Annotated in this window: 19 protein-coding genes and 1 pseudogene; 9 read left to right on the forward strand and 11 right to left on the reverse strand. The window is 54.1% G+C overall.

The features are described from left to right. Positions 1 to 287 precede the first annotated feature (287 nt). Entirely contained in the window at positions 288 to 1,907 is a 1,620-nt protein-coding gene (locus BHW66_RS08735; protein ID WP_286689009.1) for a PA14 domain-containing protein, read from the forward strand. After that, on the forward strand, positions 1,907 to 2,473 hold the full coding sequence (locus BHW66_RS08740; RefSeq protein ID WP_094139166.1) for a hypothetical protein: 567 nt from the start codon (positions 1,907 to 1,909) through the stop codon (positions 2,471 to 2,473). Before BHW66_RS08735 ends, BHW66_RS08740 begins: the two co-directional genes overlap by 1 nt. Positions 2,474 to 2,768: 295 nt before the next feature. Here BHW66_RS08740 and BHW66_RS08745 read toward each other — a convergent pair whose 3' ends face one another. Beyond that, a complete protein-coding gene (locus tag BHW66_RS08745) occupies positions 2,769 to 3,497 on the reverse strand; it encodes a TlyA family RNA methyltransferase (RefSeq protein WP_022198225.1) in 729 nt (242 codons plus the stop codon). A 184-nt stretch (positions 3,498 to 3,681) separates the two neighbouring features. On the opposite strand from BHW66_RS08745, the gene BHW66_RS08750 reads away from it, so the two are divergent. The 3 genes from BHW66_RS08750 (at position 3,682) to BHW66_RS08760 (ending at position 6,342) form a co-directional block, all read left to right on the forward strand. Then, a complete protein-coding gene (locus BHW66_RS08750; RefSeq protein WP_164917464.1) occupies positions 3,682 to 4,245 on the forward strand; it encodes a DUF2062 domain-containing protein in 564 nt (187 codons plus the stop codon). A 144-nt stretch (positions 4,246 to 4,389) separates the two neighbouring features. Beyond that, entirely contained in the window at positions 4,390 to 5,448 is a 1,059-nt protein-coding gene (locus BHW66_RS08755) for a hypothetical protein (RefSeq protein WP_094139400.1), read from the forward strand. A gap of 45 nt (positions 5,449 to 5,493) precedes the next feature. Beyond that, positions 5,494 to 6,342 carry a hypothetical protein gene (locus BHW66_RS08760; RefSeq protein ID WP_146023891.1) on the forward strand — a complete coding sequence of 283 codons (849 nt, stop codon included), beginning with the start codon at positions 5,494 to 5,496 and terminating at the stop codon, positions 6,340 to 6,342. Positions 6,343 to 6,458: 116 nt separating this feature from the next. On the opposite strand, the gene BHW66_RS08765 is transcribed toward BHW66_RS08760, so the two are convergent. After that, positions 6,459 to 7,157 (reverse strand): pirin family protein, encoded by a 699-nt coding sequence (locus BHW66_RS08765; protein WP_286689010.1) that lies wholly within the window; start codon positions 7,155 to 7,157, stop codon positions 6,459 to 6,461. 205 nt (positions 7,158 to 7,362) lie between these two features. Here BHW66_RS08765 and BHW66_RS08770 point away from each other — a divergent pair, with 205 nt between their 5' ends. Next, positions 7,363 to 10,524 (forward strand): AsmA-like C-terminal region-containing protein, encoded by a 3,162-nt coding sequence (locus BHW66_RS08770; protein WP_180975767.1) that lies wholly within the window; start codon positions 7,363 to 7,365, stop codon positions 10,522 to 10,524. Between the two features lie 381 nt (positions 10,525 to 10,905). On the opposite strand, the gene BHW66_RS08775 is transcribed toward BHW66_RS08770, so the two are convergent. The 8 genes and pseudogenes from BHW66_RS08775 to BHW66_RS08810 all read right to left on the reverse strand — a co-directional run. Beyond that, positions 10,906 to 11,766 carry an autotransporter outer membrane beta-barrel domain-containing protein gene (locus tag BHW66_RS08775; protein ID WP_286689011.1) on the reverse strand — a complete coding sequence of 287 codons (861 nt, stop codon included), beginning with the start codon at positions 11,764 to 11,766 and terminating at the stop codon, positions 10,906 to 10,908. A 2-nt stretch (positions 11,767 to 11,768) separates the two neighbouring features. Beyond that, on the reverse strand, positions 11,769 to 12,791 hold the full coding sequence (locus BHW66_RS08780) for a hypothetical protein (RefSeq protein WP_286689012.1): 1,023 nt from the start codon (positions 12,789 to 12,791) through the stop codon (positions 11,769 to 11,771). Between the two features lie 62 nt (positions 12,792 to 12,853). After that, positions 12,854 to 13,468, reverse strand: a complete 615-nt coding sequence (locus BHW66_RS08785; protein WP_146018686.1) for a hypothetical protein — start codon at positions 13,466 to 13,468, stop codon at positions 12,854 to 12,856. 718 nt (positions 13,469 to 14,186) lie between these two features. Next, the gene (locus BHW66_RS08790; protein WP_031931298.1) at positions 14,187 to 15,002 is read right to left on the reverse strand and encodes a class II aldolase/adducin family protein; all 816 of its coding nucleotides are present in this window, start codon (positions 15,000 to 15,002) and stop codon (positions 14,187 to 14,189) included. A 13-nt stretch (positions 15,003 to 15,015) separates the two neighbouring features. Further along, positions 15,016 to 16,440 (reverse strand): L-fuculokinase, encoded by a 1,425-nt coding sequence (gene fucK, locus BHW66_RS08795; protein WP_102758398.1) that lies wholly within the window; start codon positions 16,438 to 16,440, stop codon positions 15,016 to 15,018. A 24-nt stretch (positions 16,441 to 16,464) separates the two neighbouring features. Then, positions 16,465 to 16,761 (reverse strand): four helix bundle protein, encoded by a 297-nt coding sequence (locus tag BHW66_RS08800; protein WP_102758399.1) that lies wholly within the window; start codon positions 16,759 to 16,761, stop codon positions 16,465 to 16,467. A 119-nt stretch (positions 16,762 to 16,880) separates the two neighbouring features. Beyond that, positions 16,881 to 18,659 carry an L-fucose isomerase gene (locus tag BHW66_RS08805; RefSeq protein WP_065529157.1) on the reverse strand — a complete coding sequence of 593 codons (1,779 nt, stop codon included), beginning with the start codon at positions 18,657 to 18,659 and terminating at the stop codon, positions 16,881 to 16,883. Positions 18,660 to 19,277: 618 nt separating this feature from the next. After that, positions 19,278 to 20,621, reverse strand: a pseudogene (locus tag BHW66_RS08810) (sugar MFS transporter); the annotation flags it as partial. Between the two features lie 188 nt (positions 20,622 to 20,809). Between BHW66_RS08810 and BHW66_RS08815 the strand changes: the two are divergent. Beyond that, a complete protein-coding gene (locus tag BHW66_RS08815) occupies positions 20,810 to 21,322 on the forward strand; it encodes a hypothetical protein (protein ID WP_102739423.1) in 513 nt (170 codons plus the stop codon). A gap of 146 nt (positions 21,323 to 21,468) precedes the next feature. Further along, positions 21,469 to 23,517 (forward strand): sialidase family protein, encoded by a 2,049-nt coding sequence (locus BHW66_RS08820; protein ID WP_102739422.1) that lies wholly within the window; start codon positions 21,469 to 21,471, stop codon positions 23,515 to 23,517. 207 nt (positions 23,518 to 23,724) lie between these two features. Here the strand turns inward: BHW66_RS08820 and BHW66_RS08825 are convergent, their stop codons facing one another. Then, positions 23,725 to 24,318 carry a sigma-70 family RNA polymerase sigma factor gene (locus BHW66_RS08825; RefSeq protein WP_012420868.1) on the reverse strand — a complete coding sequence of 198 codons (594 nt, stop codon included), beginning with the start codon at positions 24,316 to 24,318 and terminating at the stop codon, positions 23,725 to 23,727. Positions 24,319 to 25,159: 841 nt separating this feature from the next. Here BHW66_RS08825 and BHW66_RS08830 point away from each other — a divergent pair. Then, a complete protein-coding gene (locus tag BHW66_RS08830) occupies positions 25,160 to 25,435 on the forward strand; it encodes a metal-sensing transcriptional repressor (protein ID WP_012420869.1) in 276 nt (91 codons plus the stop codon). Positions 25,436 to 25,460 lie beyond the last annotated feature (25 nt).

Here is a 25,460-nt window from a genome sequence, read left to right on the forward strand (position 1 = left end):
GGAGGTTATATGAGATAATGCCGCCTATTCAGGCGAAAGGGAAGGGGTGGAGGCTGGGCAGGGTAGATTTTGTATCATCGTATACTAATTCACATGTTCGTGTAGCGATACGTTCCAAACTACTAACATATATATGGCTGGTGCTGAGTGGCATCCGTCATTTTTATTGGAGATAACCGGGGATTTCTTTTTCATCACGTCTGAGGCGTGTTGTTGCTGGCCCAGGAACTCTTCATGATTTCCGGTGAACTAAGCGTTTAGTTCAGAAACAAGAAACTATCAGGAACATGAATAATTATATTCCTCTAAACAAGGCAGTCGGCCCGAAGGTCATCTGCGACGGATACCAGGCTCTCATCCCTCAGAAGCTCGGAGTCGATGCGATGACGTTCAACTTTGACGGGTCGGAGTGCGAACACGCCACTTGCGCCGGAGCGCCGGAAATGTTCATCAAGGTCGAGGAAGACGGCCTGTATTATTTCGGCGTGGAGGCTGACGACACAGGCAGTATCTCCATTGCGGGCGAGGAACTTTGTGAGAAGGATGGGACACCGACCAACGGCAAGCTGAATCTGGCAACTGGTATCAGGTACCTGAAAGCGGGCTATTACAAGGTGGCCTTATCTTACACGAATAATGCCTACACCCCCGTCAGCAACAACGCTGCCGCGTTTAACGTCACGATGGACAAAGAACCCATTAAGGAAGGGAAGTACGAAGGGAACTCGACAATGAAGCGCGAATTCTCACCGTCCCCCAAAATCAAATTGTGGACGATTGAGAAGGAATCCACCATTACCTGTGAAGAGTCCAAGAAAGTGGAGGTGACGCTCGAAGAACCTGCACCCGTTATCAAAAAAGGTATTGGCGCTTGCAAAACGAAATTCATCATCCCGCAAATCATCATAACGGCTTGTAAGGATGAAGTGCTTGAGCGATGGAACCCGCGCGTCCAACAAGTTTCTGCCGGTTCCACGATTCTTGTGCTCACGGGAACTTATAGAGACGCCCTCAAAAACCCTCCCGTTACCGAAGATGAAGCCATCGAAGCGGTCACTGTAATGAACGGTTATCAATCTCGTGCAGAAGTTGGAATATGGCACACGTCGGAAGCTTCCCTCGCTCACGAAGAACACCATCGCCGTCAATACAATGATGCCTTCAAATTCTACTGGGACAATTTGAGAATACAGGATTCGATCGAATTAAAACCTGTTTCCTGCGAAAAATTTCCGAAAATGGATGATGCCTTGGCAGAAATGAGGAAGTCCGTTCTTAATTGGACAACCACCTACTTGACCGCTGTTAAGCACTATATTGAATTGTTACCGGATGATGCCAATGATCGTCCCTACTGTGCCGGACAAAAAGTTCTGAATGAGGCGACCCGGAAGATTATTGCCCAGGCAAAGGCCAATGGATGGAGCAGAGTACCTGATGAAGTCACGGAACCGGGAACGATTGAACCGCCCTGTTTCCTTCCGCCTGTCAACGGCATGTATGCCCGCAGCGTGGCTGCTGCGGAGGAACCGGCTCCCTTGACCCTCTCCATTGCGGATACCTCCCGGTTCAGGGAAGGCAGAATCACAGTCCGCTTCCGCAACGAAGGAAACGAGCCTGTCCGGATTCCGGACGAAATCAATGACGAAACAGCCGATTATTTCTTTCTGACGGTGTTGAGGACAGAACGGGAGGATTCCCGCATTCTGAACTCTGAATTGGGGAAAATGACTTTTCTGCGACCCTTGAACTACCGGGAACTTGCCCCCGGTCAGGAATACAGTGTCACGATTCCGGTGTGCCTGGATGAAGTCGATCTGGAAGGCTGGAAACAATGTTCTTGTGAACTCGAAACGCGCTACTATAATCAGCAGGGTAAGGATTGTTTCCTGGGGATGATGCTGTGATGAAGAAAATCCTCCAGTTTTTAGTACTTCTGGCAAGCCTGTCCCTCCATGCTGCGGCATGGGGGGACATGGCCGACAACGGAGTGGAATGCTCCGTGGTGATGGAAAAGACCCGGTTTGACGCAAGAGAGACGTTCCCTGACTTTAAACTGGTGTTCACGAACAAGGGCGAAAAGACCGTGCGCCTGTTTGATGACTTCTATCCCCTCAAAGATGACGGCCCTAATATCCATATCGAAATATGGGAAAAAGTGGGAGGGAAAAGATATGGGTACAGAGTGGGCAAAATAGAGAATCCAATAGCCTGTTATGTAGCCGGGTATAAAATCGAACGGGTAGCGGCTTTGATACGCTTCATTACGTTGAAGCCGGGAGAAAAGCATGAAGTCCCCATCAAGGAAGCTTACCTGTTGCTGACGTATTTTGACCGTCTTCGCAATGGTCAGAACTATGAGCTGGAAGTATGTTTCAGGGATGGATATGCGGAACCCGGTGTTCGGAGGGTGTATATAGGGAAGACTGAATTTCATACGTCGAGCCGGTCGCCCAAAGGAGTGGCTCGGTGAATGTTCAACGTGGATTCAATGAGAATGGTGAAAGTCTCTTTTCATCACGTCTGAGGTGTGTTGTTGCTTCTTTGAGGTTCCCGGTAGGGTTTGTCATCAGGTTACACGGCCAGTCACCTGTGCATCAGAGGAATGTTTCCCTACCAGCGGAAAATACCGGTATTCTCAAGTTTTGATCAAGGGGCAGGCAGGGTAGACTTTGATGTGGAATCATGGGATGGCAACAGGTCTGTGAGAAACTGTTGACCCCTTCCACTGTGCCTGAAGGATTTTTCCGGACAGTAAAAGGCTGCAGCTATTTGAGCCATGCCAGAAATTCATGGTTGCCGTCCGTTCCCGTGATGGGGGAGGGTTCGCACCCCATCCAGGAACGGTTCAGCTCCTCCGTGACGAAAGTGCGTATGGAGTCCACCGCCCGCTGGTGCAAAGCCGGATCCCGGACGATGCCGCCGGGGCCTATGTCTTCCGGCTGAAGTTCAAACTGGGGCTTGATGAGCACCAGGGCGTCTCCTTCTTTTTTCAGCAGGGGAAAGGCGGCTGGCAGGATTTTTTTCAGAGAGATGAAGGAGACGTCGGAAACGATCAGATCCACTTGTTCCCCTATATCCTCCGGAGTCATGTAGCGGGCGTTGAATTTTTCCTTCACAATGACGCGGGGGTCCTGACGCAGTTTCCAGACGAGCTGGTTGGTTCCTACGTCTATGGCATGCACTCTGGCGGCTCCGTGCTGGAGCAGGCAGTCCGTGAAGCCTCCTGTGGAAGCCCCAATGTCAAGGCAGACCTTGCCTTCCGCAGAAACGGGGAAGGCGTTCAGGGCTCCTTCCATTTTCAGGCCGCCGCGGCTGACATAGCGGGGACGGTTTCTGATGGCGATATCCGCGTCTTCATTAACCTTGAGACCGGGCTTGGTGGAGGGATGCCCCCCCACGCTTACTTCTCCGGCAATGATGAGCCGCTGGGCCAGCTCCCGGGATTCTACGAGATTGCGGGAAACCAGAAGGATATCGAGTCGTTGCTTGCTCATGATTCGGAAAAAGGTGTGAACGCAGGTATTTCATGAAACCGCATGAAGAATCAAGAAAAACCGAGCGCAGAGAGGCATTCGGGCGTAAAAATGCGGCATTCCTCGTACTGGAACATTTTACGATTGATTCAAGGCCGGTTTATAGGAGACTCTGCGGCGGATGGAACACCGCTACAGGCAATTGATGCGCAAAGTCAGGCTTTACCTGCTGACGGAGGTGCGCAAAAAATCGTGGGCAAGCAAGTTCCTTTCCGCCAGTGTTTTTGATTCTGTTTACTGGTCGTGGAACAGGCAGTCCGTAGCGACGGGCGCCGGCTGGGGGGCCGCGGCGGCGATTGCCCCGCTGCCCATGCAGAGCCTGTGGGGCGTGTTTGCCTGCCTGTGGCGCAAGGGGAATATCCCCGTAGCCATTCTGATGGCGTGGCTTTCCCCTCCCGGCTTCACCTTTTTTGCCATTCCGGGCCAGTGGTGGCTGGGGTGGTTCCTTTTTTCCAGCGTGGGGATTCCCACCTCCGGGGCAAACTGGCAGATGCTGAAAACGGGGGTGCAGCAGTGGTCCTGGGCTCCGTTTGACGGGTTGAGCATCGGCATGGTAAGCCTGGAGTTCCTGACGGGCTGGATTGTTTCCAGCGTAGTGCTGGGTTTCCTGTGCTACGGGCTGGTGCAGCTTGCATGGGGAGCGGGCCACTTCCTGCGCAGTAGGAAAAATCCGGGCAAGCCTTCTTCCGGAAAAGGTTTTGGTAAATAAAGCCGCCCCCTGTCATGTGTTGCAGGAGGAAGCAAGCGTCTGCATGGGATAGATATATATTTTATGGACTTCTGGAATTTGAAAGTATCATTTTATTATTGACGTTTATGGTGAAAATATTATTTTTGGGAAACTTTCCTGAGTATGATGTCTCCCTCTATTGATGCCCTGTTCAAGAAATATTTACACTGCCTGATCTTTCTTTGGTTTGGCGGGGGCACGCTATTGGGCTGTTTTTGTTCCCAGGCTGAAGAACCGTTGCCTGATGGGGACACGGGAGCGCTCTCCATTGAATCGAAAACTGCCCTTTATTCCGCTGATTGTTATATCACGGGAGAAGAAAATGAAGACGATAAAAAGAGAAGTTCCATAGGCATAGGAGAATCCTTCACTCTTACGTTGACGGGAAAACCTATGGGAGATATTAAAAAACTGACGTGGGCGTTTGTTTCAGGGAAGGAGCTGGTGGAAGAAATTGGAGAAGATAAACTTAAAGGAACGGCAAAAATTACATTGTCGGTCAGAAAAGATTTGACGCCTGATCAGCTTAAGAACCAGTCCAGCATCACATTGAAAGTCACAACGAGCGAAGGCCGTACAGTGACCATGCAAGATTCGATGGTCGTATTTTTCCCCACCGGAATGACCGCCACACATAGGGGAGTCGGCACACCAGAGGTAGGTTGCAATAACCGGGGAGCTACACAACCTTCAGCCCAACTGGTTGTTACATTGCAGCCTACGAACGTCTCCTTTAAAAATATTAAAATCATTGAACGGGATTTGGGCTCCGATCCCAACAACCCTCGAAGAACTCTGGATCCTGGCCATACAGGTCACGGAGTTGATAATGCAATAGAGGTTAACAACGCAAATCGATTTGCAGACCATCTTAAAGGAACAGTTGCCCATCAGGATATTCAGGGGAAAATACATATTTTGCCACAGGAGTGGAAATGGAAATGCTCCTGGCGCGTCCATAAGGGCAGGGGCGGACCAATAGCAATTTCCGGAAACGACGATGTGGGGCAAATAGGGGAAATGGTCGAACAACGTTTTAAATTTTATTATAACCTCAATCCACAAACGGGAAGAATAAGTGCCGTTTGTGGAGAAGTATCAAAATTCGGATGTACGGCTATGGCTTATTCGGATGGTACCGGGAATCATTACAACTATTTGGGACCTAAAGAAACGGATTAACGGAATTAGATTATGAGAATGCAGTGTTGTCTTCTTTCCCTGTTCATGGGAATCGTGGTTTCTTCACATGGGTCAGATTTTCCAGTTCCCTTGGAGAAACCCAGTAGTATCAAATCCTTAAGGGATGTTCCGGAAGATATCAAGGCCTTGAATATCTTGCTCAAGGAAAACAAGCTCGAAGAATTTTACAAAAAATCTAGGGAATGGTATCTCAAAAGTTATCCTCATTCAGAAGATATAGCATCTGTACAGAAGTTTTTCTGGCTTGCCTACTATGTTTCCTCCGCGCCTCTTTTTCCTTTTGAGGATGATGATTGCAGAACAACGGCTTCCTTTAACGACAATATAGATTTACGGCTTTTGGGAGATGTTTTTGATTTTTCTCTCACAATAGCCCGGAATAATCTGGATTCATTCACTGTCCATCAGCCCCTGAAAAGGAAGGAATTGGCGCATCTTTTCAGTCTTTATGCAGCCCGCATGTTGCACAGGGTACGTAACGCCTATGTTAATGATCTGCCGGAACGGGAAAAGGCCGCCCGGCAGAACTATCAAAAAGCGGTTGCCGAACGCATGGAAAAAGCAACTACGCTGGAGGAAAAACTTGATCCGTTTGGAGCGGAGACCGGAAGGATGGCGAGGAATTTGGATAACAAAATAGTGGCCAACGACGGAAGGAACATGGAGATTAAAAATACCGTTGAGAGGATGGAAGAAGATTTCGTGCCTACTCTTGTCCGGTTGTTCCCTGGAAAAAAGGGGGAAGTAATTAAGTACATCCGCATGGCAGGCTATCAGGAAGGGGAAATTAATGATCTTGTGGACCGTACGGTGGGACGGGATTCCAGCACGGAATTCCTGTACAAGGGACGCAGTAAAAAGGATACCAGATAAAACCTTGTTAATTTTCCTTTTTGATGATCCTAAGCCATTCGTGATTGTAGCTGGAAGCTGAAAATACGGGAGATCCCAGTGGTTTTCTTCATTAAGCCGGAACATTTTTCCGATCGTCAGACGGCCACTTCCATCAGCAGAACGGTCGAATTCTGGAGGGCCTCCATGGTGATGGAGTCCGTATCCGTGATGCCGGCTCCGTCCCGGCGGTGCAGCACCGTGTCTCCGATCTTGATTTCTCCGTCTATCACGAAGACGTACACCCCCGTGTTCTGGCACTTGAATTTGTATTCGCGCTCCACGCCGCGGTTCAGCTCCGCCCAGGAGAACCAGGCCTGCTGCATGATGGAGATTTCCGTTTCCGGAGCCAGGAAGGTGGAAATCTCATTGTGTTTCAGCAGGGGAGCAATGTTGTAATCCCGGTACCTGGGAGGAGCGTTGACTCTGTCCGGAATAATCCATATTTGCAGGAATTCCAGGGGCTCCGTGGAGCTGCCGTTAAATTCGCTGTGCTGGATGCCCGTTCCGGCGCTCATCACCTGGATTTCTCCGCGCGTGATGGTATGGCTGTTGTTCAGGCTGTCCCCGTGGCGGAGTTCTCCTTTCAGGGGGATGGAAACCACTTCCATATTTTTGTGCGGATGGGTGCCGAATCCTTCTTCCGGGAGAACCTTGTCGTCGTTGAGCACGCGCAGAGCTCCGAATTGCATGCGTTCCGGGTTGAAATAATTGGCGAAGCTGAATGTGTGGTATGTATCCAGCCATCCGTGGTTGGCATGTCCACGGGAGGATGCACGGTGAATGGTAATGTTCATAATTGATAGGGGGAGTGGGAGCGGTTTTCCGCCTGCAGAATGTTTGACCGGCTGCAACTCGGGGTTGTTCAAGGCGAGTGACATTATTTCCAGAACCGTAAAACAAATCGGCAACACAAATTGGTGGTGCAATGTCTCTTCTTTTAGGGTAGCGTGTTGCAGTACCCGTGCAAAGAAGACAAGGCTTATGGCTCAGCGGACATTTATGAGATGGATCAAGGGACTGATTCCCACGGTGATTATTTTGCTGGGGGCGTTGCTGCTGGGCTGCATATGCTACATCTCCATCTGGGGGGTGCCATCCTTCGTTGTGCAGCGGGTGGAGAAGGCTCTTCTGGAAAAGGGCATTCCCTCCCATATAGAGACGCTGAAAGTTACTTTGTGGCCCCGTGCCGTCGTGACACTGAAAAATGTGGAATTGCTGGATCCGGAGGCCATGCCGGAAATTCGCCGGCCCATAGTTCTGCTGCATGAGGCGGATGTGGCGCTGAATTGGAAAAAACTGATAGAAGGACAAGTAGTGCCGGAGCGGGTGAATGTGAAGGGGATGAACGTCACTCTGCCCGTAGATGCGGGGAATCTGGAAAAAGTTTTTTCCGTAACGGGGGTGAACGCGGAATTGAATCTGGGGCGGCCCGGCATGGTGGACATCGTCAAGGCAGATGCCGTTGTGCAGGGCATCCGGGTGACGGCCCAGGGGGCATTTCCCATTGGTCAGGATGATTCCGGAGACTTTACGCTGACGGCTCAGGACATGGCCGCCGTCAGAGAGCAGTTGAATCAGGTCCTGAATTACATGGACCGGGTGAAGTGGCCTGATGCATCTCCTCCCCGCCTGATTGTCAATTTAAGCGACGATCCGAAAGGCGGCGTGCGCATAGGCATGGATTTGCAGGCGCCTTTTCTCAGGTACGGAAAAATCATGGTCAGGGATTTCCTGTTCAATGGGGATTACGCAGATTCCGTTATCATGGCCAAACGCTTTACCATGCGGGATGCGGAAACGGCCGGTTTCGTCAGCCTTTCCCTTCAGGCCGATTTGAAAAAGCGCACGCTGATCTGGGATGTCCGCAGTACGGCTCCGCTGGTCTCCTGGGCGGTGGCTATTGTTGATGAAGCTCTGGTGCCGAAGGAAATGAAGTTTCTGAGCGAGCCGCATGTACAGCTATCCGGTCGTGCGGTTTTTTCGGAAAATTGGGAGGGCGTGGAACATTTGAATGCTTTAGGTTCCGGGTCCATGGGTGCATTTTCCGTGCTTGGGGAAAAATTCCAGAGGGCCTCCTGCGATTTCAGTTATGAAAACGGTAATTTTTATGTAACTGATCTGGATATAAGGCATCCCGGAGGCAGCTTTTCCGGCAAGGTAATGGGAGTGGACGGAGAGATTAAGATAGACGTTCACAGCACGCTGCCAATGAAGGCGATGTTGGGGATGGCCCGTTCCATTGCCCCGGAGGATGCGAAGCTGCCGCCAGCGCTGGAAATCAGGGGAGACCCGGAATTGAAGGTGTACGGTTCCGTGGATATGGGAAAGGGTTGGAAAGGGCCGTTCCAGGTGGACCGCCTCCAGATTGAGGCTTCCGTGACGGATGTCTTTTACCAGGGAGTGGAATTCGTTTCCGCTGCGGCCAGGGCGGAATTGATTGGCCGTTCCGTTAATGTCACCCAATTGGATTTGGTGCGGGATGACGGCCGGGTGAAGCTGGAAGGAAGCTATCTGGGCACCGACCTTGTTTTTACGCTGGAATCTAATCTGAAACCTGAACTGCTGGAGACTCTGGCTGGAAATTGGTTTTCTGTCCCTGAACATTTGCAGCTTCCGGAAAAAGCGGTTTTATGGGTACACGGCAGGCTGGATATTCCGGAGGGCAAGCCTGTGGAGCCGACTCTGGTCCGAGCACGCATCCATGCGGAGAATCTTGCCTGGAACAAGGTTCCTGTCAAAATGGCGAATGTGGAAGCGGAATACCGTCCCAACCAGCTTTTTGTGCAAAACTGCCGGGTGGAAATGGAAAAGGGTGTCTTTGAATTGTTCGCCAACGGTTTTCTGGACGGTCAGATGTTTGTGATGGGGCAGTCCACAGTTCCGCTGCAAACGATAGACCAATTGTTGAGCATGGAGGATGACGACTTTTTCATGAACCGCTTTGTCTTCCGCAAGGATTCCGGCCTAGAGTTTTCCTTCCAGGGAACGTTGGGTTTGTACAATCTGGAAAAGGCTTACGACTTGCAGGCTACTATTTCTGCAACCAACACGCGCTACAGGGGGGTGGACTTGAAGTCCGCCCGGGCGGATGCCCATCTGGTGACAGACCAACTGGTGCTGACCAATGTGACGACTGTGGTTTCCAACGGAAATTACCTGTCTTCCGCCGGATTGTCCGGAGGTCCTTCGGAATGCACGCTCAAGGCCAAGAGCATAGATTTCCGTTTTGTGCAGGATACGGTGGAAGTGCTTGGCCTGGAAGGACAGGCCTATCCCGGCTATACCCTGCGGATGTTTTCTGATAGTGCCGCCAGGGTTTTGAAGGAGTTTGTCTTTACCCGGCCCGTAACGCTTTCCGGCGGTGGCATGTTTCCGATGGGGGATGACATGAAGCTGATGAAGGGGCGCATCCGCTTTGACGCTTCCGCCGGGCGCGTGCGCTATCCCCTGCTGGGAACCACGCTGGATCTCGGAAGGACAAAGGGGGAAGTGTTGATTTCCCCGCAATGGGTGGTTGTGGACAAGATGATGGGAACCATCTGGGACGGAACCTTCACGGGCCGCGTTCTGGCGCAGATTGACGATGGGGATGCCCTGAACGGTTCTTTTGTCCTCCAGGACATGAATTTGACGTCTATCGGGAAATCCTATGACAAAAAAATGGAGAAAGCCACTGTGCACGGAGCCATTGAGTTTTCATCCAAGGGCGGCAATATGAATTCTATTCAGGCGAAGGGGGAGGCTGCCCTGGTGCATGGCGACCTGGTGGAAATTCCCCTGTTCGGATTTTTGGGGGAAGCCCTCTCTAATTACATTCCTGGACTGGGGCATCTGATTAATTACAAGATATCCAGGGCCGATTGCGATTTTTCCATTGAGAAGGGTTATGTGCGCACCAGTAATTTCGTGGCCCAGGGAAGCAACATGTCTCTGGAGGGGGGAGGCTGGATACGCCTTTCCGATTTGCAGGTCAATTCAGATTTCAAGCTGGGGCTTCGCGGTTTGCCGGGGTTTATTACTTCCCCGGTTTTCCTGTTGGCCGGAGGGCTGTTTCAAGTGCGGGGAACGGGGCCTTTGAGCAATGTTTCCTGGAATTTCGCTCCGTTTTCCGGGGGGAAAGCTCCTGTTCCCCCTGCGTCGGTTTCCACGCGGAAGAGGTAGAGCATGGCAAAAGGAGCATGAAAAGAGACGCTTTGTCCTTCGTCAAACGAAGGCCTTTCCTGCCTCCCGGCATGACTCAGGAGAGCCATGCGGATGCAGCTTACGCCGCAGGAACGCCCTCGGAACCCCGGCACTCTGCCTCACGGACCGGAACCCGGAGCTGGTAGGAATATCTCCGGGGCACTCAGGTCCAGAATTGTCCGGGCTTCCTGGTCTGACTGACTGCCCTCCACCTCCATTTGAGCGCATGCGGCGCCGGCAGGACATCATCATCGTTCCGATGAGCCACAAATAATCAGAGGGGGCGCCTTCCGCGGCCTGCGCGGAAAACGCCCCCTCCTTACTTCCTTGATGACTTCAGGTTGTTACTGAAGAAATATTCTAGAAACTCCTGGACACCCCTGCGTTCACGCGGTGGTAGCAGGAGCTTCCCCTCACTTCCAGCCCGTAGCCCCCGTACACGCTCCAGCGCTCATTGCACTGCAGGAACGTGTTGTACTCCGCGCGCAGGCCGTGCCGTTCCGGGCTCACCGCCCTTCCTCTCCAGCCCATGTCGCTGTACGGGCTGTACACCGTTGCTTCCGGCACGTCCCTCAGCACGTCCCCCACATAGGACACGCGCAGCGACTGCGCCCACGGCCTCCCCTTCCATTCGTCCGTCCTGCCTATTTCCAGGCCCACGGGAATGGACAGGTGCTTCAGCGCCGCCCCTCCGAAGTCACGGCCATACCCTCCCTGTTCCCGGAAGGCGTCCTGCCGGCCATACGTGAATTCCATCCTCACGAACGGCGTCAGCCTCCACCCTCTCGCACAGCCCGCCGTCCGGGACACTTCCGCCTGCGCCAGCCACGTCTCGTTGTTCCATTTGCCCGTGGAGGCCGGCGCCCCGCTCAGGCGGCTGGTCATGTTGTTGCGCGTTTCCGCCCACGTGAGGCTTCCCTTGAAGATCCAGTACGCCCTATTGCTTTCTTCCATCAGGCGTCCCCAGTACAGGGAGCCCATCCGGGTGTCCTGCGTGTTGCGCCCCTGGAAATCCCGGCTTCTGGCATGGCCGCAGAGCTGCCCGAAGGCGATCCCCCAGATGCCCTCGTCCTCCCCTCCCATGCCGCTGTCCGCCCCCACGGAGTAGCCGCCTCCGTTGTAGTCGTAGCCGTCCACGCCTCCCCGGCTGCGCTGCCGGGCGAAGTCGCCCAGCCCCATGCCCCACAGGTTGCGGGCATGCCTGTCGGTCAGGCGCGGCACGCTCAGACGGGAGAGGACATTGCCGCCCAGGGCCGCCGCGTTGGACGCCGAGCTCCAGAGGGAGTTGACGGCCAGTTCCCCGGCCAGTTCCGGGTCAACGCGGCTGATGGGGGTTCCGTCCGCCTTCCAGACCAGCTGGAGCTGTTCGGCGTAGCCGTCTCCGTCGGCGTCCGTCCACCGGTGGCTCCAGGTTCCCGTGTAACGGCCCCGTCAAAGTCCTCCTCATGGATGTGCTGCACATCCGTCAGCACGTGGAAGACGCGGTCCTGCTTCCAGGAGCGGTCCGCGTAGAACCAGGGAGCGTTGGCTTCCGTGTCCGCCACGCCGATGTATCCCCCGGCCGTGAAGGTTTCCAGAGCGGAGAGCATCAGGCCCGGGCCGAAGGCCGGCCCGGCCTGGAGCTGGTAGCGCATATCGAAGGTGAAGCCGTGGGAGAGGTCGGCGTTGTGGGTGTTGATGAAGGCGCTCTCCCCGGGGCGCAGGACGGCGCCAGGGCCGGAGAGGGTGAAGCTGGAGGCGTTGGCCGTGCTTCCTCCGGTGATTTCCAGCACACCCTTTTCCACCGTCAGGGAGGAGTTGTATCGTTTATCCATTATTTCCTCAGGATTCCTGCCGAAGACAACATCGTGTTCCAGCAGGAGGACGCCGCCATAGAGGGTGGTATCCGCGCAGAAGTTGTTGTACCGGCTGGCGGCAAGATGCGTATCTTCTCCCTGGTAGAGTTCGCCGCTGAAGACGATCCCCTCTTCCGCGGCAAGCGTCAGATTGGGCGTATAAAGTGAAGAAAACAAAGAACCGTTCATGTCAATGGCATTCGCAATGCCGTTTTCCACCACGGGGAAGCCATCGTCGGACTGGCCGATGACGACGCCCCCAACCATGTTGCCGCTGAAAAGCACGTCCTTCGTCAGAGCGAGCAGGTCGCATTTCCCTCCCATCGTGATGGCTCCCCCGGAAGTCTTGGCATAATTGTTGATAAACGTAGCTCCATCGCTGAAAGAAATATCCCCATCGCTGTAAATCACACCGCCATAAGCATCAGCACTTCCGGAGTAAACAAAATTTTTGATGAAACTGGGGTTGGGCCCTATGGTGAAAGTACCACGATTGTTGCTGTGATAAATACCCCGCCCCTGGCGTTCCCTGAATTACTGGAAGCATAGTTGCCGGTAAACACGGCTCCAGCTCCAACGCTGATAGGGTATATTAAGTTACAAATAGCCCCGCCATAAATATACCCCGAAGTATTGGAGTCGAATACTACCCCGTACTCAGAAGAAATTGACGTTAATTTGGTTGATATAAAGAAAACTCCTGTGTTCGCATTACACAGGATGATGGAATTCAGTTCCAATTTTTCTCCTGTGGGAAATTGGGAATAATCATATAAACCTGACGAACTCAGCCCGGCCAGGTCAATGGTGCGGGACACCTCCGGATCATTGGAACGGAAATGGACAGCTACCTTCAGGGCTGAGGTCAGAGAAGAATCATCATTGCACAGGATAACGGTATCCCCGGAAGACAGCGCCCCGGAAGAGGACAATTCCTGAAGCGTGCGGTACACGTTCCCGGACGGGTCGGTTGCCTGGGAGGCGTCCACCACGAACTCCGCCCCGGAAGCGGCGCTCGCCATCGTTACGGAACACAGAAGCGCCCCCAGCAGAAAACGGCGCAACGGCCATGGAAGAGTAAGTCTCATATCTTTTAATAAGAATTGTTAATATTGGGAAGGCCGCTAAGTAACGGATTTCGAATCCGCTGTTTAAATGGCGCGTTGACAGAGAAAGTTTTAGAAAATATCCCGCTTATTCCAAAATAGTTCCTGCCGGAAACGGCAGGCGCGCGTCATTCCCCCGAAGAACAGCGGCAGCCAGTAGCCGGAGAGCCATGAAAAAGAAATACAATTATTTTATCATCAATATATTTTCGTTCATGTAAATCATACGGTTTCCATGGCGGCATGAAAAAATATATTTCCTACTAAAATAATAGGATTGACAGCGGATTCGAAATGCGATTATCAACATCCCGTTTTTTACAAGTCAGGAAACCCCTGCATAGTTATGTGGAACCGTTTATTCCCTTAGTTATTTTTTCTCTCTATGAGGGGATATTATATTTCAATTTTGTTTCCGGGCTGCAGGGGGGTATGTTCTCATTTGGGAAATATACGGATAATTTTTTTTGAAAATCTGTATTTTCCTTTTTCCGGGGATCATGGGAATCAATGGATTCGGAAATAAGGAGGCCATTCTGTAAAGCAGATAGCAGGAGAGACGGGCAAAACAGTCCATGGGAAAGGAAGGGAGCCCGATTTGGTCCGTGTGTGAACCCTATGAAAGAAAGGAGCAGAGAGGAAGCCGCAAAAAAGGGCGCCCGGCATGCGACGGCGCCCCAATGAAGAACGGTGAATTCCGTTATTTTCCGGATTTTCCCAGTTTGTACCCGGCGTAGGTTTCCGTGTTGTACAGGGGCTGGTTGTCCGGCACGGCGTAACCGATGGATTTGCGAATGGCAAGGAAGTCCGCCACGCCTTCCGGCCCCACCTGGTTCAGAGGTGCTTTGTGCAGGCCGGCCATCAGCACCATGCGGCAGTAGGCATCCGCATTTTCCATGAACCATTCCGCTTCTTCCACGTCACGTGCTCCGGTAATGACTCCGTGGTTTTCCATGAAAACGACGGTGGATTGTCTGGCTGCTTCCGCCACGGCCCGGGCCGTTTCCAGAGAGCCGGGCGTTCCGTAAGGGGCCAGCGGGATGTGCCCCAGGAAGATATCCGCTTCCGGATTGATGCCGGAGGGGGGAACCTGCCCGGCAAACAGGAAGGCATTGCAGTGCGGGGGATGGGCATGGATGCAGGCATTAACGCCCACGGATTTCATCATGGCAATGTGCGTTTTCACCTCGCTGGTGGAGGGGCGGATGCCCGCTTTCTGGCGCGCGTCCATGTCCACCATGCAGATGTCTTCCACAGTCATGAAGCCTTTGGAACACAGGGTGGGGGAGCAGAGCAGCAGGTTCTGAGCCACGCGCACGGAGATGTTGCCCCCGTTGCCGTCCACATATTCCCGGTTCCACAGGCGGCGCCCTATGTCGCACATGCGTTCCTTGATGACCAGAATTTCCGGGGAATGGAAGAATTCGTTCACTTCCTCCCGCGTGACGGGGTTGTATTTTTCCCATGGGAACACTTTGTCCGGCAGGGGAGGGGAGATTGACCAGTCTTCTGACATATTTAGTAGCGTGTTATTGGTTGAACTTTTCGTAGGCGGCTTCCTGGGAACCCGGCATATATGTCCGGTAGGTGATGCCGAAGGCGGCCCGGGCCTGCTCCGGCGTAGAGTACACCCCGGCGCCCGCAAAGGCAAACATGGATGCGCCCAATACCGTACTTTCTGACACTTCAGAGACTTTGACGGGAATACGGAGAATGTCCGCCCTCATCTGGGTCCAAACTCTGTTTCTGGCGCCTCCGCCCACTAGGATGAGGAATTCGCTTTTGAAGCCGCCCACGGATTCCAAACGGCGCAGGCGGGATTTCAGCCGCCAGGTGAGAGCCTCCATGGCGGCGCGGTAGATATGGCCGCGTGTTCTTCCCAGCACCAGTCCGTTGATGGAGCCTTTCCGGTCTCCGGAGGCCAGGAAGTCCGGAACCATTGTCACGCCGTCGCAGCCGGGTGGGACGGCGGCCGCTTCCGCATCCATGGTGTCATAGGATTCCCCGTGAAAGCAGGCTGCTTTCACCCATTCGATAATGCCGGAGCCCAGCCATTGGAGCCCGGGGTTAAGAAGGCCGGATTCCGCGTCGAATTCCGCCGTGGCGCCGTCCTCATAATCTTCCCGGGCCAGCCTGGCCTGTGCGGAGCGCGCCATCAGGATTTCCCATGTTCCGGAGGAAAGGACGGGCTGGTTCTTGTCTGCTCCGGAACCGAAAATGGCGAACTGGGTGTCGTGCCCGGCGGAGATAACGGGAATGCCCGCCAGGGCCGGGAGATTCATCGCGTCTGCCGCTTCCGGCGTAAGGAGGCCAATGGTTTCCCCTGCATCCACGATGGGGGGGAAGAGGCCGCGGCTCAAACCGAGGCAGTTCAAAATGAATTCGGAAAAATCTCCCGTTTCCAGATCCGTGAGCTGGGAGGTCCCTGCCATGGTCCGGTCTGTCGCCATGATGCCGGTGAGCTTGTAGGCCAGCAGGTTGGAGATGAAGAGCCACGCATGGGCTTTTTCCAGAAGTTCCGGGTGGTTTTCCCTGAGCCAGACGAGTTTGTAAATGGTGTTGAAAGCAAAGGCCCCCACGCCGGAGATACGGTTAAGTTCCTCCTGGGAGATATATTTGCCGATGTTTTTCATGACCTCCGCCGTGCGGGGGCATTTCCAGGATATGACAGGATAGAGCAGGTTGCCGGCGTCATCCACCAGCGTGCCGTCCACGCCGAAGGTGGTAATCGTGACGGCCGTCACCTGTTCCGCATTTAGCCCTTCCAGGGCCTTCACGGCACATTCGGAGAGCTGTCTGAAAATCCGGTCGGCGTCCCAGACGTGAAATTCCGGATTTTCCTCACCGGGCAGCGTGGCGTTCGGCTGTGAGGCCTTCCCCACAATGGCGCCTTGTTTATCCACAACCATGGCGCGCACATTAGTCGCGCCGCAGTCCAAGCAGAGGGAGTACATGAGTTAAGATTTAATAGTGAAAAGTTAATAGGAATCCGGCTGAGCTTGTTGAGTTGGTTTGTTAATAGAAATGAGCATTTTAGGGATTTCTGTGCTGTCCTGGTTGACAGAGGAAGATTCCGTTTCCGTCAGGCTTCCCGTGGCGCGCAGCAGTTTAGGCCGTGCATGCGTCCCGGAATATTCCTTCAGGGCGATGTGGGGGTTGGAAAAGAAGTCCCTTCTGCGGCTCCCGTAAACAGCTTCGGATAAATTGGCGGCAATGCCCGCACCGGAACGTAGGAGCTGGCTGAGCAATTCCCGCTCGACGTCCTGCTTTTTCAAGTGCCTTCATCATTGAATAATGCGGACCGCGAAAGAAAAGCTTTTCGCGGAAACGGGGCTTTCTGCCATGTTTTATCCGAAGCTGTTTACTATTACCTATTAACTGTTGCCTTTCGTTTTCAGTATTTTCCGTATAATGGCCCGTAGTTGGCGCAGGCCCGGAAATCAGCTCCTTCCGGATCCGCCGTACCGTGGAGACCCCAGGCAGAGGGGCGGTAGATTTGGTCATCCGGAATGTTATGGGCGTATACGGGAATGCGCAGCATGGAGGCCAGCGTAAGGATGTCTGCGCCGATGTGGCCGTAAGTAAAGGCTCCGTGGTTGGCTCCCATGTTGGCCATGACGCTGTACACGTCCGTAAAGGCTCCCTTGCCGGTCAGGCGCGGGGCGAACCAGGTGGTCGGCCAGCCCGGGTCAGTACGTTCGTCCAGGGTCTTGTGCACCTCGGCAGGCAGATCAACAGACCAGCCTTCCGCCACGATGAGGACGGGGCCGAGTCCCTTGACGATGTTCAGGCGCATCATGGTGACGGGAGCGCCGCCCCTGGTGACGTAGTGGACGGAGTAGCCGCCGCCGCGGAAGTATTCCCGGTTGGCCGGGCACCAGACGGCTTGTTCCATCATGGTTTTCGCATCGTCCGGGGTGACGTCCCAGTGTTTTTTCATGACGGGCTGTCCGTCCTTGCCCGTGCAGGCCATGCAGCCGTCCAGGGCGGCGGAGCCGGAATTGATGAGGTGGATGATGCCGTCCTTGGCATGGCCTTCCAGCGTATAACCCGTGACGCGCTTTACGGCTTCCGGGCTCCAGTAGGTGCGAACGTCCGCGAAGACATTGGCCTGTCCGGTCAGCAGATAGCCGAAGAGGAGGCAGGCGCCGTTGAGAGAGTCATTTTCCGTGGCGAAGGGAAGCGGGGCGCGTGGGCCGTTCCAGTCAAAGGTGGAGTTAAGCAGGGTTTCCGCGATGTCTCCGTTCGGGTAGAAGTCCGTCCAGTGGCGCTGGCCCTGGAAGCCGCCGGCAATGGCCTGGTAACCCAGGGATTCTTCTTCGCGGTCGATTTTCTTGAGCTTGGGATTGCCCTGCATCATGTCGCGGAAGATCATGGCCATCAGCACGCTTTCCTTGAAGGTTTTGCGGCGTCCGGCTTCATCCAGCTTCAGGTCCGGACGGTTTTTGTCCTCGGCGAATTTAAAGACGGAATCCGCCCATTGCATGGCGAGGTCGAATTCCGCTTCGTCATAAATTTTCTGGTCCATGCGGCGGCGCACTTCCGTCATGTCCACGGCCTGTACGCGGATGCCCAGGTAATTTTCCCAGAAAGACTGGTCCACAATGGAACCGGCAATGCCCATGGAGCAGCCGCCGATGGAAAGATAGCCTTTTCCGCGGAGGGTGGCTACGGCGAGGCCGGCGCGGCAGAAGCGCAGGATTTTTTCAGCTACGTCTTCCGGGATGGAAGTATCCGTGGCGTCCTGCACGTCTTTTCCGTAAATGGAGAAAGCCGGGAATCCTTTCTGGTTCAGGCCGGCCAGCGCAGCGGCCAGATACACGGCACCGGGGCGTTCCGTGCCGTTGAAGCCCCAGATGGCCTTGGGAGTGAACGGATCCATGTCAAATGTTTCACTGCCGTAGCACCAGCAGGGCGTAACGGCCAGGGAGACGCCGACGTTGTTGGCCTTGAATTTGTCCGCGCAGGCGGCGGCTTCCGCCGGGCCGCCGATGCAGGTGTCCGCAATCACGCATTTGACGGGTTCTCCGGAGGCGTGGCGGATGTTGGCCTCAATAAGGGCGGCGGCCGCCTTGGCCATGTTCATGGTTTGATCTTCCAGGGATTCCCGGACGCCGAGGCGGCGACCGTCAATCGTGGGGCGGATACCGATGGTTGGTAATGCTGTTTTCATATCTTGCGTAGGTGATGTGAAGCTGGTTCATGCCTGGGCAGGCTTTTCTTCCTCTTCCTTTTTCAGATGAGTGTTGCGGAAGAAGAAGCCGTAAATTAATACCACGGCAAAGCAGATGATGGGAATAAAGAAGGATGACCGCACCGCTTTTTCCACGAAGTTTTCCTGGGCCGTCTGGAATTGCTTCATGTCCAGGGGCAGGGCGATGAGGTTGTCCAGCACTTCCGCCTGGTTTCCGGATAACGTGGAGAGCGCCGGAATCAGGGAGAATTGCTGAATTTGCTGTTCTCTTCCGGCAGGAGCGGGGAGGCGTTCCAGATTGGCTTTGAAAACGGCCAGTTCCCTAGGCTTGAGGGAGGAGCAGCCGGGCAGGGATTTGGCCGCCTGCTCAAAAGCGTCCCCTTCCAAGGAGGGGAGGGTAAAGAAGGTTTCCAGGTTTTTCTGGAATTTGCCGGCGGCCCTAGCTTGTTCTTCTCCGTCCGCAGGGCTGGCTTCTGACATCCTGTACAGCGCCAGCATGGCTCCAGATAAGGATTTCCGAGCGTCCGCAGCTTCCGCCTGCGCGATCAGAGGACGGTTGATGGATTCAAAATAGGCCACCTGGTTTTTTACTGTGGTGTTGTCTATCCAGGAACCCATGTACGGGGTAATGACTGCGCCGCCCAGAATGGCCATGATAAGGCCCGCAGCTCCCAGTTTCACTTCAGACCCCAGTCCGCGCAGGGCGATGCCGTAAATAGTGGGGAACATCAGGGACATGCAGCCGGAGATTCCGACCAGTGTCCAGACGGAGATTTCCCTGGGCAGATAGATGGTGCCCAGGCAGCAGAGAATGCCGGCGACGGCGAAAAGGGACATCATGTTGGCCGGGTTAAATTTTTTCATCAGGGCCGTAGTGATGGCGCGGCAGGCGATGAACAGGATGATGGAAAAGATATAGTAGTTGGAGGCCGCCGCTTCCTGCATTCCGGGGAAGACGGACATGATGTATTTAATCGTCCACGTCCACACGGCAATCTGCACGCCTACATAGAAAAACTGGGCTGCCACGCCGCAGAAGTAGCGCGGAAGCTTCACCAGTTTCATAAGCTGGCAGCGGTAGTCCGGCATGATGAGCAGGAAGGCGATGGGCCCGATCATCATAATCAGGATTTGCTGCACCATGCTGAATTCGAAAGCGGAATAGTACTGGAACAGGAAGGGGATGAGAATCAGGGCGATGCAGAGTCCCAGGCGGCCGAGTTTAGAGGAAAGGGGCTGTGTGTTTTCCCGGGTGGGTACGTTTTCATCGTCGGATTTGTAACGGCAGAAAAAGAACCAGATGACGGCGGCGATGGCTACCAGGCCCACATAAGGAACGCATACCCAGAAAAGTTCATCGCTGACAATGGCGTTCAGTTGTTCCGGGTCCATGGCTTTGCGGGTGTCCATGTCCGCATCGTTCAAGTGTGCCAGAATGAAATATTTGGCCAGGAAAATACCTGTCAGGGAGCCTATGGGATTGAAGGCCTGGGCGAAGTTCAGACGGCGGACGCTCGTTTCCTGGGACCCCATGGAGAGAACGAAGGGGTTGCAGGTGGTCTCCAAAATGGAGAGGCCTCCGGCCAGCACGAAGATAGCCATCAGATAGATATCGAAACTTTGCCCGATGGCGGCGGGAATGTAGCACAGCGCGCCGATCATGTAGAGCCCCAGCCCGATGAGGACGCCCGCCTTATAGGAAAATTCCTCCAGAAGGATGGAGGCGAAAATGGCAAGCACCGCATAGGCCCCATAGAAGGAAATCTGAACTCCGGCGGATTCCGAAGCATTGATCATGAATATTTTGCTGAATGCCGGAACCAGGTTGTCCGTCATGTTGTTCAGGAGGCCCCACAGCGCAAAACAGGAGACCAGCATGAAGAACGGCAGCCGGTATTGTTTGGGAACGATCGGCACGGTAGAGGTACGGTTGTTATCCATATTGCTTTTGTCAATTTCTCACAAGGACGGCGGTGCGTCAATCTGGAAACCGAAAAGAGTCCAGAAATTATCCAACCTGTTGATAAAAAAAATAAAATGATGTTTTTCCATGGTGATATTCCGTCAGTGTCCGCAGAAGCTCTTTCTTCTTCTTGACTTGTGTTTCCGCGGCGGATAGGAATGAAGAGATGAAGAAGAGTATTCTAGCCGTCTGTCTGGGCCTGGCCGGATTCTGGAGCGTTCTGGCTGAAGATTCTCCCATTGCGGCCCCGGGAAGGGTAAATGAACAGGGGGATGCGGAACTGCCTTCCGGGGAATTGTTGTCGGATCATGTGGCGGAAGCGGAATTTACGGGAATAATTCATCGGAAATGCAGGTTCCTTACTTCCCTGTGCCCGGACAAGTGCGACCATGCCAGGGATTTCGCCGTTTTCCGGATCGTCAAGTACCTGGATTACCGGAAACCAGGCAAGTACGGCGATGAAAAGCAGGAGCAGCTGATGGTTGACGTTAATCCGGCGCACAAGCCCATCCTGCAGAGTGCGGATATTTTGAAGAAGATATCCGCCCTTAAACCGGGGGACAAGGTGGTTCTTCACTGGGCTCATTATTATATGCACCGGAATTCCAGTTCTTTCCCGGAACGTCCCGTGATTTCCGTGGAGCCGGCGGCTCTTTCCGGAGGAAAAACGGGAAAGTAAGGACTGGTCTTTCCTCAGGCCGTTCAAGCGGGGCTGGACGCAACGGAAAGCCGTGTGTTAGGAAACGGACCGGCAAATAACGCTGCTCCGGGCAAGATTGCCGCGGGGGGCGGCGTATATATCCCGCGAAACACACCATAAATACGATGCGTTTATCTTTGAATAAATTAATGGGGCTTGGCCTGTTGTGCGCACTGGGCCTGTCTATTCCCTCCGTTCTCGGCAAGGAAAGCTTTGAGCAGGCCAGGCGTGGCAAGTTTACAACGCTTTCCACCAAATACGGCCTTATGTCCTGCCGGAACGGTGTGGCGGAAATCGGAGGAGGGGGAAAATCCGGAGAAGCCTCCCTGCGAATGTTCGGCGGACAGGATGCTGAATTGAAACTGGACTTGAAGGATACGCCTTCCAGGGAAGTCCGGCTTTCTGCCTGGGCGGAGCGATGGACCGGGCAGGCCCCTTTTGAATTTTCCATTGTGGCCATAGGGCCGAATGGAGAAAAGAAAATTTATGACGGCAAGGATATCAGGACGGGCGGGTTTCATACCAGGATAGAAGCCAGTGTTCCTTCCGGAACGCGTTCCCTGGTGTTCAGGCTTACTTCTCCGGAAAACAAGGGAATGAAGCTGGACGACCTGTTTCTTGTTCCCTGTATTCCCATGAAAGTGAATCCGCAGGTGGAGATGGCCTCTTCCATTTACCCGGTGATGGTGCGTATCCCGTGCAGCCCCGTTCTTTCTCTGAATGTCCGGACGGACGGCTGCCTTAATCCTCAGTTCCTGACAGCTGTCAATCTGGATTTTACGGGTACGACGAAGCTTTCCGACATTGAGTCCGTGGCTGTAATACGGGGGGAAGAGGCCCCTATCATCCATCATGGGGAAGAGCCGTTCCCGAAAGACTCTTCCCAAGTTTTTGGTACAGTAAAGCTTGCCGGTTCCGCCAGACCCCAGATTTCTGTGAAGGGGAAAATGGAGCTGGAGCCCGGAGACAATTACCTGTGGGCTTGCGTGACGATGAAAGAAGGAGCCTCCCTGGACGGCAGGGTGGTGGTGCGTCCGGCCAGCGTTGTGGCGGGCAATAAACCGGTGAGGGTTGCCAATGCGACTCCCGTGGCGCAGCGCATCGGCGTGGCCGTAGTCAGGCATGGGGATTTCAAATCAAAATTCTACCGTATTCCCGGTCTGGCCCGTTCCAGGAAGGGAACCCTGCTGGCCGTGTACGATATCCGGTACAACCATTCCGGAGACCTTCCGGCCAACATTGATGTGGGCGTAAGCCGCTCTACGGACGGAGGCCGCACCTGGTCTGATGTCAAAATCGCCATTGATGATTCCAAGATTGACCCCTCTCTGGGGGCTACCAGGGGCGTAGGGGATCCGGCCATTCTGGTGGATGAAAAGACGGGGCGCATCTGGGTGGCCGCCATATGGAGCCACAGGCATTCCATCTGGGGCAGCAAGTCCGGAGACAATTCTCCGGAGGCCTGTGGACAGCTGGTGCTGGCCTACAGCGATGACGACGGCCTGACCTGGTCCAGTCCGATCAATATCACGGAACAAACCAAGAACAAGGATTGGCGCATTTTATTTAATGGACCCGGCAATGGCATTTGCATGAAAGACGGCACGCTGGTCTTCGCCGCCCAGTACTGGGACGGCAAAGGGGTGCCGTGGTCCACCATTGTTTATTCCAAAGACCGGGGAAAAACCTGGCACTGCGGCACGGGCGTCAGCCAGCAGACGACGGAAGCCCAGGTGATTGAGCTGGAAGACGGCTCCGTCATGATCAACGCCCGGTGCAACTGGGGCGGTTCCCGCATCGTGGGCGTTACGAAAGACCTGGGCCAAACGTGGGAAAAACACCCCACCAACCGCACTGCCCAGCTGAAGGAACCGGTCTGCCAGGGCAGTCTGCTTGCCGTGGACGGCGTTCCGGGCGCGGGCAGAGTGGTTCTGTTTTCCAATCCCAATACCACATCCGGACGTTCCCACATGACGTTGAAAGCTTCTACGAATGATGCCGGGTCATGGCCGGAAGACAAATGGCTTCTTTATGATGCCCGCAAAGGCTGGGGATATTCCTGCCTGGCGCCGGTAGATAAGAACCATGTGGGCGTGCTGTACGAATCCCAGGGGGCGCTGAACTTCCTGAAAATTCCCTATAAGGATGTTCTTAACGCAAAAAATGCGCGCTGATTCCGTTTCCCGGTAACATGTTCAACGGGCCGTTTTCGTTGGAGAACGGCCCGTTTTTTTGTTTCCGAGTGTTTTTGTGAAAGGACTTGGCCGCTGCGCTACGGGTTATTTGCCGCTAAAGACGGGAAACTGTACCAGGAACCGGCTCCCCACCCTTTGGCGGGAAAGCCGGCGGTGTGTTCTTAACTTGTTTTGAGGACGCCATTGTCAGGATAAAAAGGAAGCAAGAGCCTCCTTCAGCATGTTTCTGGCGCGGAACAGCAGGCTTTTGGTAGCGGGAACCGTCATATCCAGCGCCCGGGCTATTTCCTCATAGGGCATGTTTTCGAAACGGCGCAGTTGGACGGCCAGCCGCGCCTTTTCCGGCAGAGCGGCGATTGCCGCGTCCACGGCGTGCTGGAGTTCCGTATGTTCCAGTGCTTCGTCCGGGGTCTGGGAAGGTTCCAGAAACACGGCCATGCCTCCTTCCTCCTCCATGGCGTCTGCGGAGGTGGTGGGCTTGCGCTTCTGGCGGCGCACTTCATTGAACACCAGATTGCGCAGGATGGTGAACATCCATGTGGTAAACCGTGCGGAAGGTTCATAATTCCCGGCTCCCTTCCAGATGCGGATGAATACCTGCTGGGCGATGTCCTCTGTCTCCGGACCGTTGTTCAGCATACGGGCCACCGTCGCATATACGGAATTCTGGTGTTTGCGGACCAGCATTTCCATGGCGGAAGCGTCGCCATTCCTGACCCTCAGCATCAGCTTGGCATCTTCGTCTGGTTCCGCAGGCGGCATGTCTTGTGCTTCATCCATGAAATTCCCTTTTATAAACCCCGTCTCCGGTGAAAGGTTGCAGCCGGCAGGGCGCATTCCGGAAAAAGGTCTATCCCATTTTTACACGGCTGACTAGATGAAAACGGGTCTTTCTTTTCTTTCCGCAGGGAATGGAAGTAAAATGTTTTACTCTTTCCAAAGCCCGGGAAATATTCGCGCCTTTGCAGGAGAGAACCCGATGCACGATGGATTCCCTCCATGCCCGCCGATTTGACAGGGGCCGGAAGGGGCTTGTCAGGGCAGGGAAGAATGGAAGAAAGGAATATCGGCTAATTAATTTATTTAAGGAATCATTCCGAATTTCTTTTCTCGGCTTCTTCCTGGTTCAGTTCCAAATGGGGTATTCCCTCAGAAGTTTATGAAGAAAGCATGAAGGAATGCATGGAGCGGAAAACAGGGATTCCTCAATGGTACGTTATTGTGGACGGGCAGCGGAATACCATTGCGGGAGCCGGAGTAATTGAAAACGATTTTCATGACCGGAAGGACTTAACTCCCAATTTATGTGATCTTTTTGTAGAGGAAAGGAAACGCGTCAGGGGAATAGCCGGGGTGGTGCCGGATTTTGTGAGGAAGGATTTGGCCTCTCTCGGATATCCCAGGCTCCCAACCACACTCCGCGCGGAAAGAAGAGCAAGGAATGAAGAAAGTTCCCCGGCAAAAGGAAAAGAGGGGAAAATAATGAAAAACCGTCCGGTGTTTTCGTTGGAAGATGCACGGAGCCGCCTGCCGGGGGAGGACTCTGTTCTTGACAGCATTTCCTGTCTGCCTGATAACTTGATAATACGAGTACCCCTCAGCAGCATCAGGAAACGCCGCCATGAAACAATGCATGAATTCCGAAAATTTGCATCGCCGCCTCAAGAAGATTATCGGACAGGTGCAGGCAATCGACAGGATGATTGACGAAGACGTTCCCTGTGAAGATGTTCTTGCGCAGCTCAATGCCGCCAAGTCCGCCTTGCATAAGGTGGGGCAGGTCGTACTGGAGGGGCACATCAGCCATTGTGTCCGGGACGGGCTGGAACACGGAGACCCGGAAGAGACGATCGCGCGCTTCACCAAGGCGGTTGAGCGGTTTGCCAACATGATTTGAATGGGACAATGGGTTAATGCCTTTT

The sequence above is a fragment of the Akkermansia sp. 54_46 genome (genome assembly GCF_001917295.1).
Classification (GTDB): Bacteria; Verrucomicrobiota; Verrucomicrobiia; order Verrucomicrobiales; family Akkermansiaceae; genus Akkermansia; species Akkermansia muciniphila.

What these genes read in the sequence shown, in the direction of transcription:
- BHW66_RS08735 (WP_286689009.1), top strand. Translation starts at nt 288, where the DNA reads ATGAATAATTATATTCCTCTAAACAAGGCAGTCGGCCCGAAGGTCATC.
- BHW66_RS08740 (WP_094139166.1), top strand. Translation starts at nt 1,907, where the DNA reads ATGAAGAAAATCCTCCAGTTTTTAGTACTTCTGGCAAGCCTGTCCCTC.
- BHW66_RS08745 (WP_022198225.1), bottom strand. Translation starts at nt 3,497, where the DNA reads ATGAGCAAGCAACGACTCGATATCCTTCTGGTTTCCCGCAATCTCGTA.
- BHW66_RS08750 (WP_164917464.1), top strand. Translation starts at nt 3,682, where the DNA reads ATGCGCAAAGTCAGGCTTTACCTGCTGACGGAGGTGCGCAAAAAATCG.
- BHW66_RS08755 (WP_094139400.1), top strand. Translation starts at nt 4,390, where the DNA reads ATGATGTCTCCCTCTATTGATGCCCTGTTCAAGAAATATTTACACTGC.
- BHW66_RS08760 (WP_146023891.1), top strand. Translation starts at nt 5,494, where the DNA reads ATGGGAATCGTGGTTTCTTCACATGGGTCAGATTTTCCAGTTCCCTTG.
- BHW66_RS08765 (WP_286689010.1), bottom strand. Translation starts at nt 7,157, where the DNA reads ATGAACATTACCATTCACCGTGCATCCTCCCGTGGACATGCCAACCAC.
- BHW66_RS08770 (WP_180975767.1), top strand. Translation starts at nt 7,363, where the DNA reads ATGAGATGGATCAAGGGACTGATTCCCACGGTGATTATTTTGCTGGGG.
- BHW66_RS08785 (WP_146018686.1), bottom strand. Translation starts at nt 13,468, where the DNA reads ATGAGACTTACTCTTCCATGGCCGTTGCGCCGTTTTCTGCTGGGGGCG.
- BHW66_RS08790 (WP_031931298.1), bottom strand. Translation starts at nt 15,002, where the DNA reads ATGTCAGAAGACTGGTCAATCTCCCCTCCCCTGCCGGACAAAGTGTTC.
- fucK (WP_102758398.1), bottom strand. Translation starts at nt 16,440, where the DNA reads ATGTACTCCCTCTGCTTGGACTGCGGCGCGACTAATGTGCGCGCCATG.
- BHW66_RS08805 (WP_065529157.1), bottom strand. Translation starts at nt 18,659, where the DNA reads ATGAAAACAGCATTACCAACCATCGGTATCCGCCCCACGATTGACGGT.
- BHW66_RS08815 (WP_102739423.1), top strand. Translation starts at nt 20,810, where the DNA reads ATGAAGAAGAGTATTCTAGCCGTCTGTCTGGGCCTGGCCGGATTCTGG.
- BHW66_RS08820 (WP_102739422.1), top strand. Translation starts at nt 21,469, where the DNA reads ATGCGTTTATCTTTGAATAAATTAATGGGGCTTGGCCTGTTGTGCGCA.
- BHW66_RS08825 (WP_012420868.1), bottom strand. Translation starts at nt 24,318, where the DNA reads ATGGATGAAGCACAAGACATGCCGCCTGCGGAACCAGACGAAGATGCC.
- BHW66_RS08830 (WP_012420869.1), top strand. Translation starts at nt 25,160, where the DNA reads ATGAAACAATGCATGAATTCCGAAAATTTGCATCGCCGCCTCAAGAAG.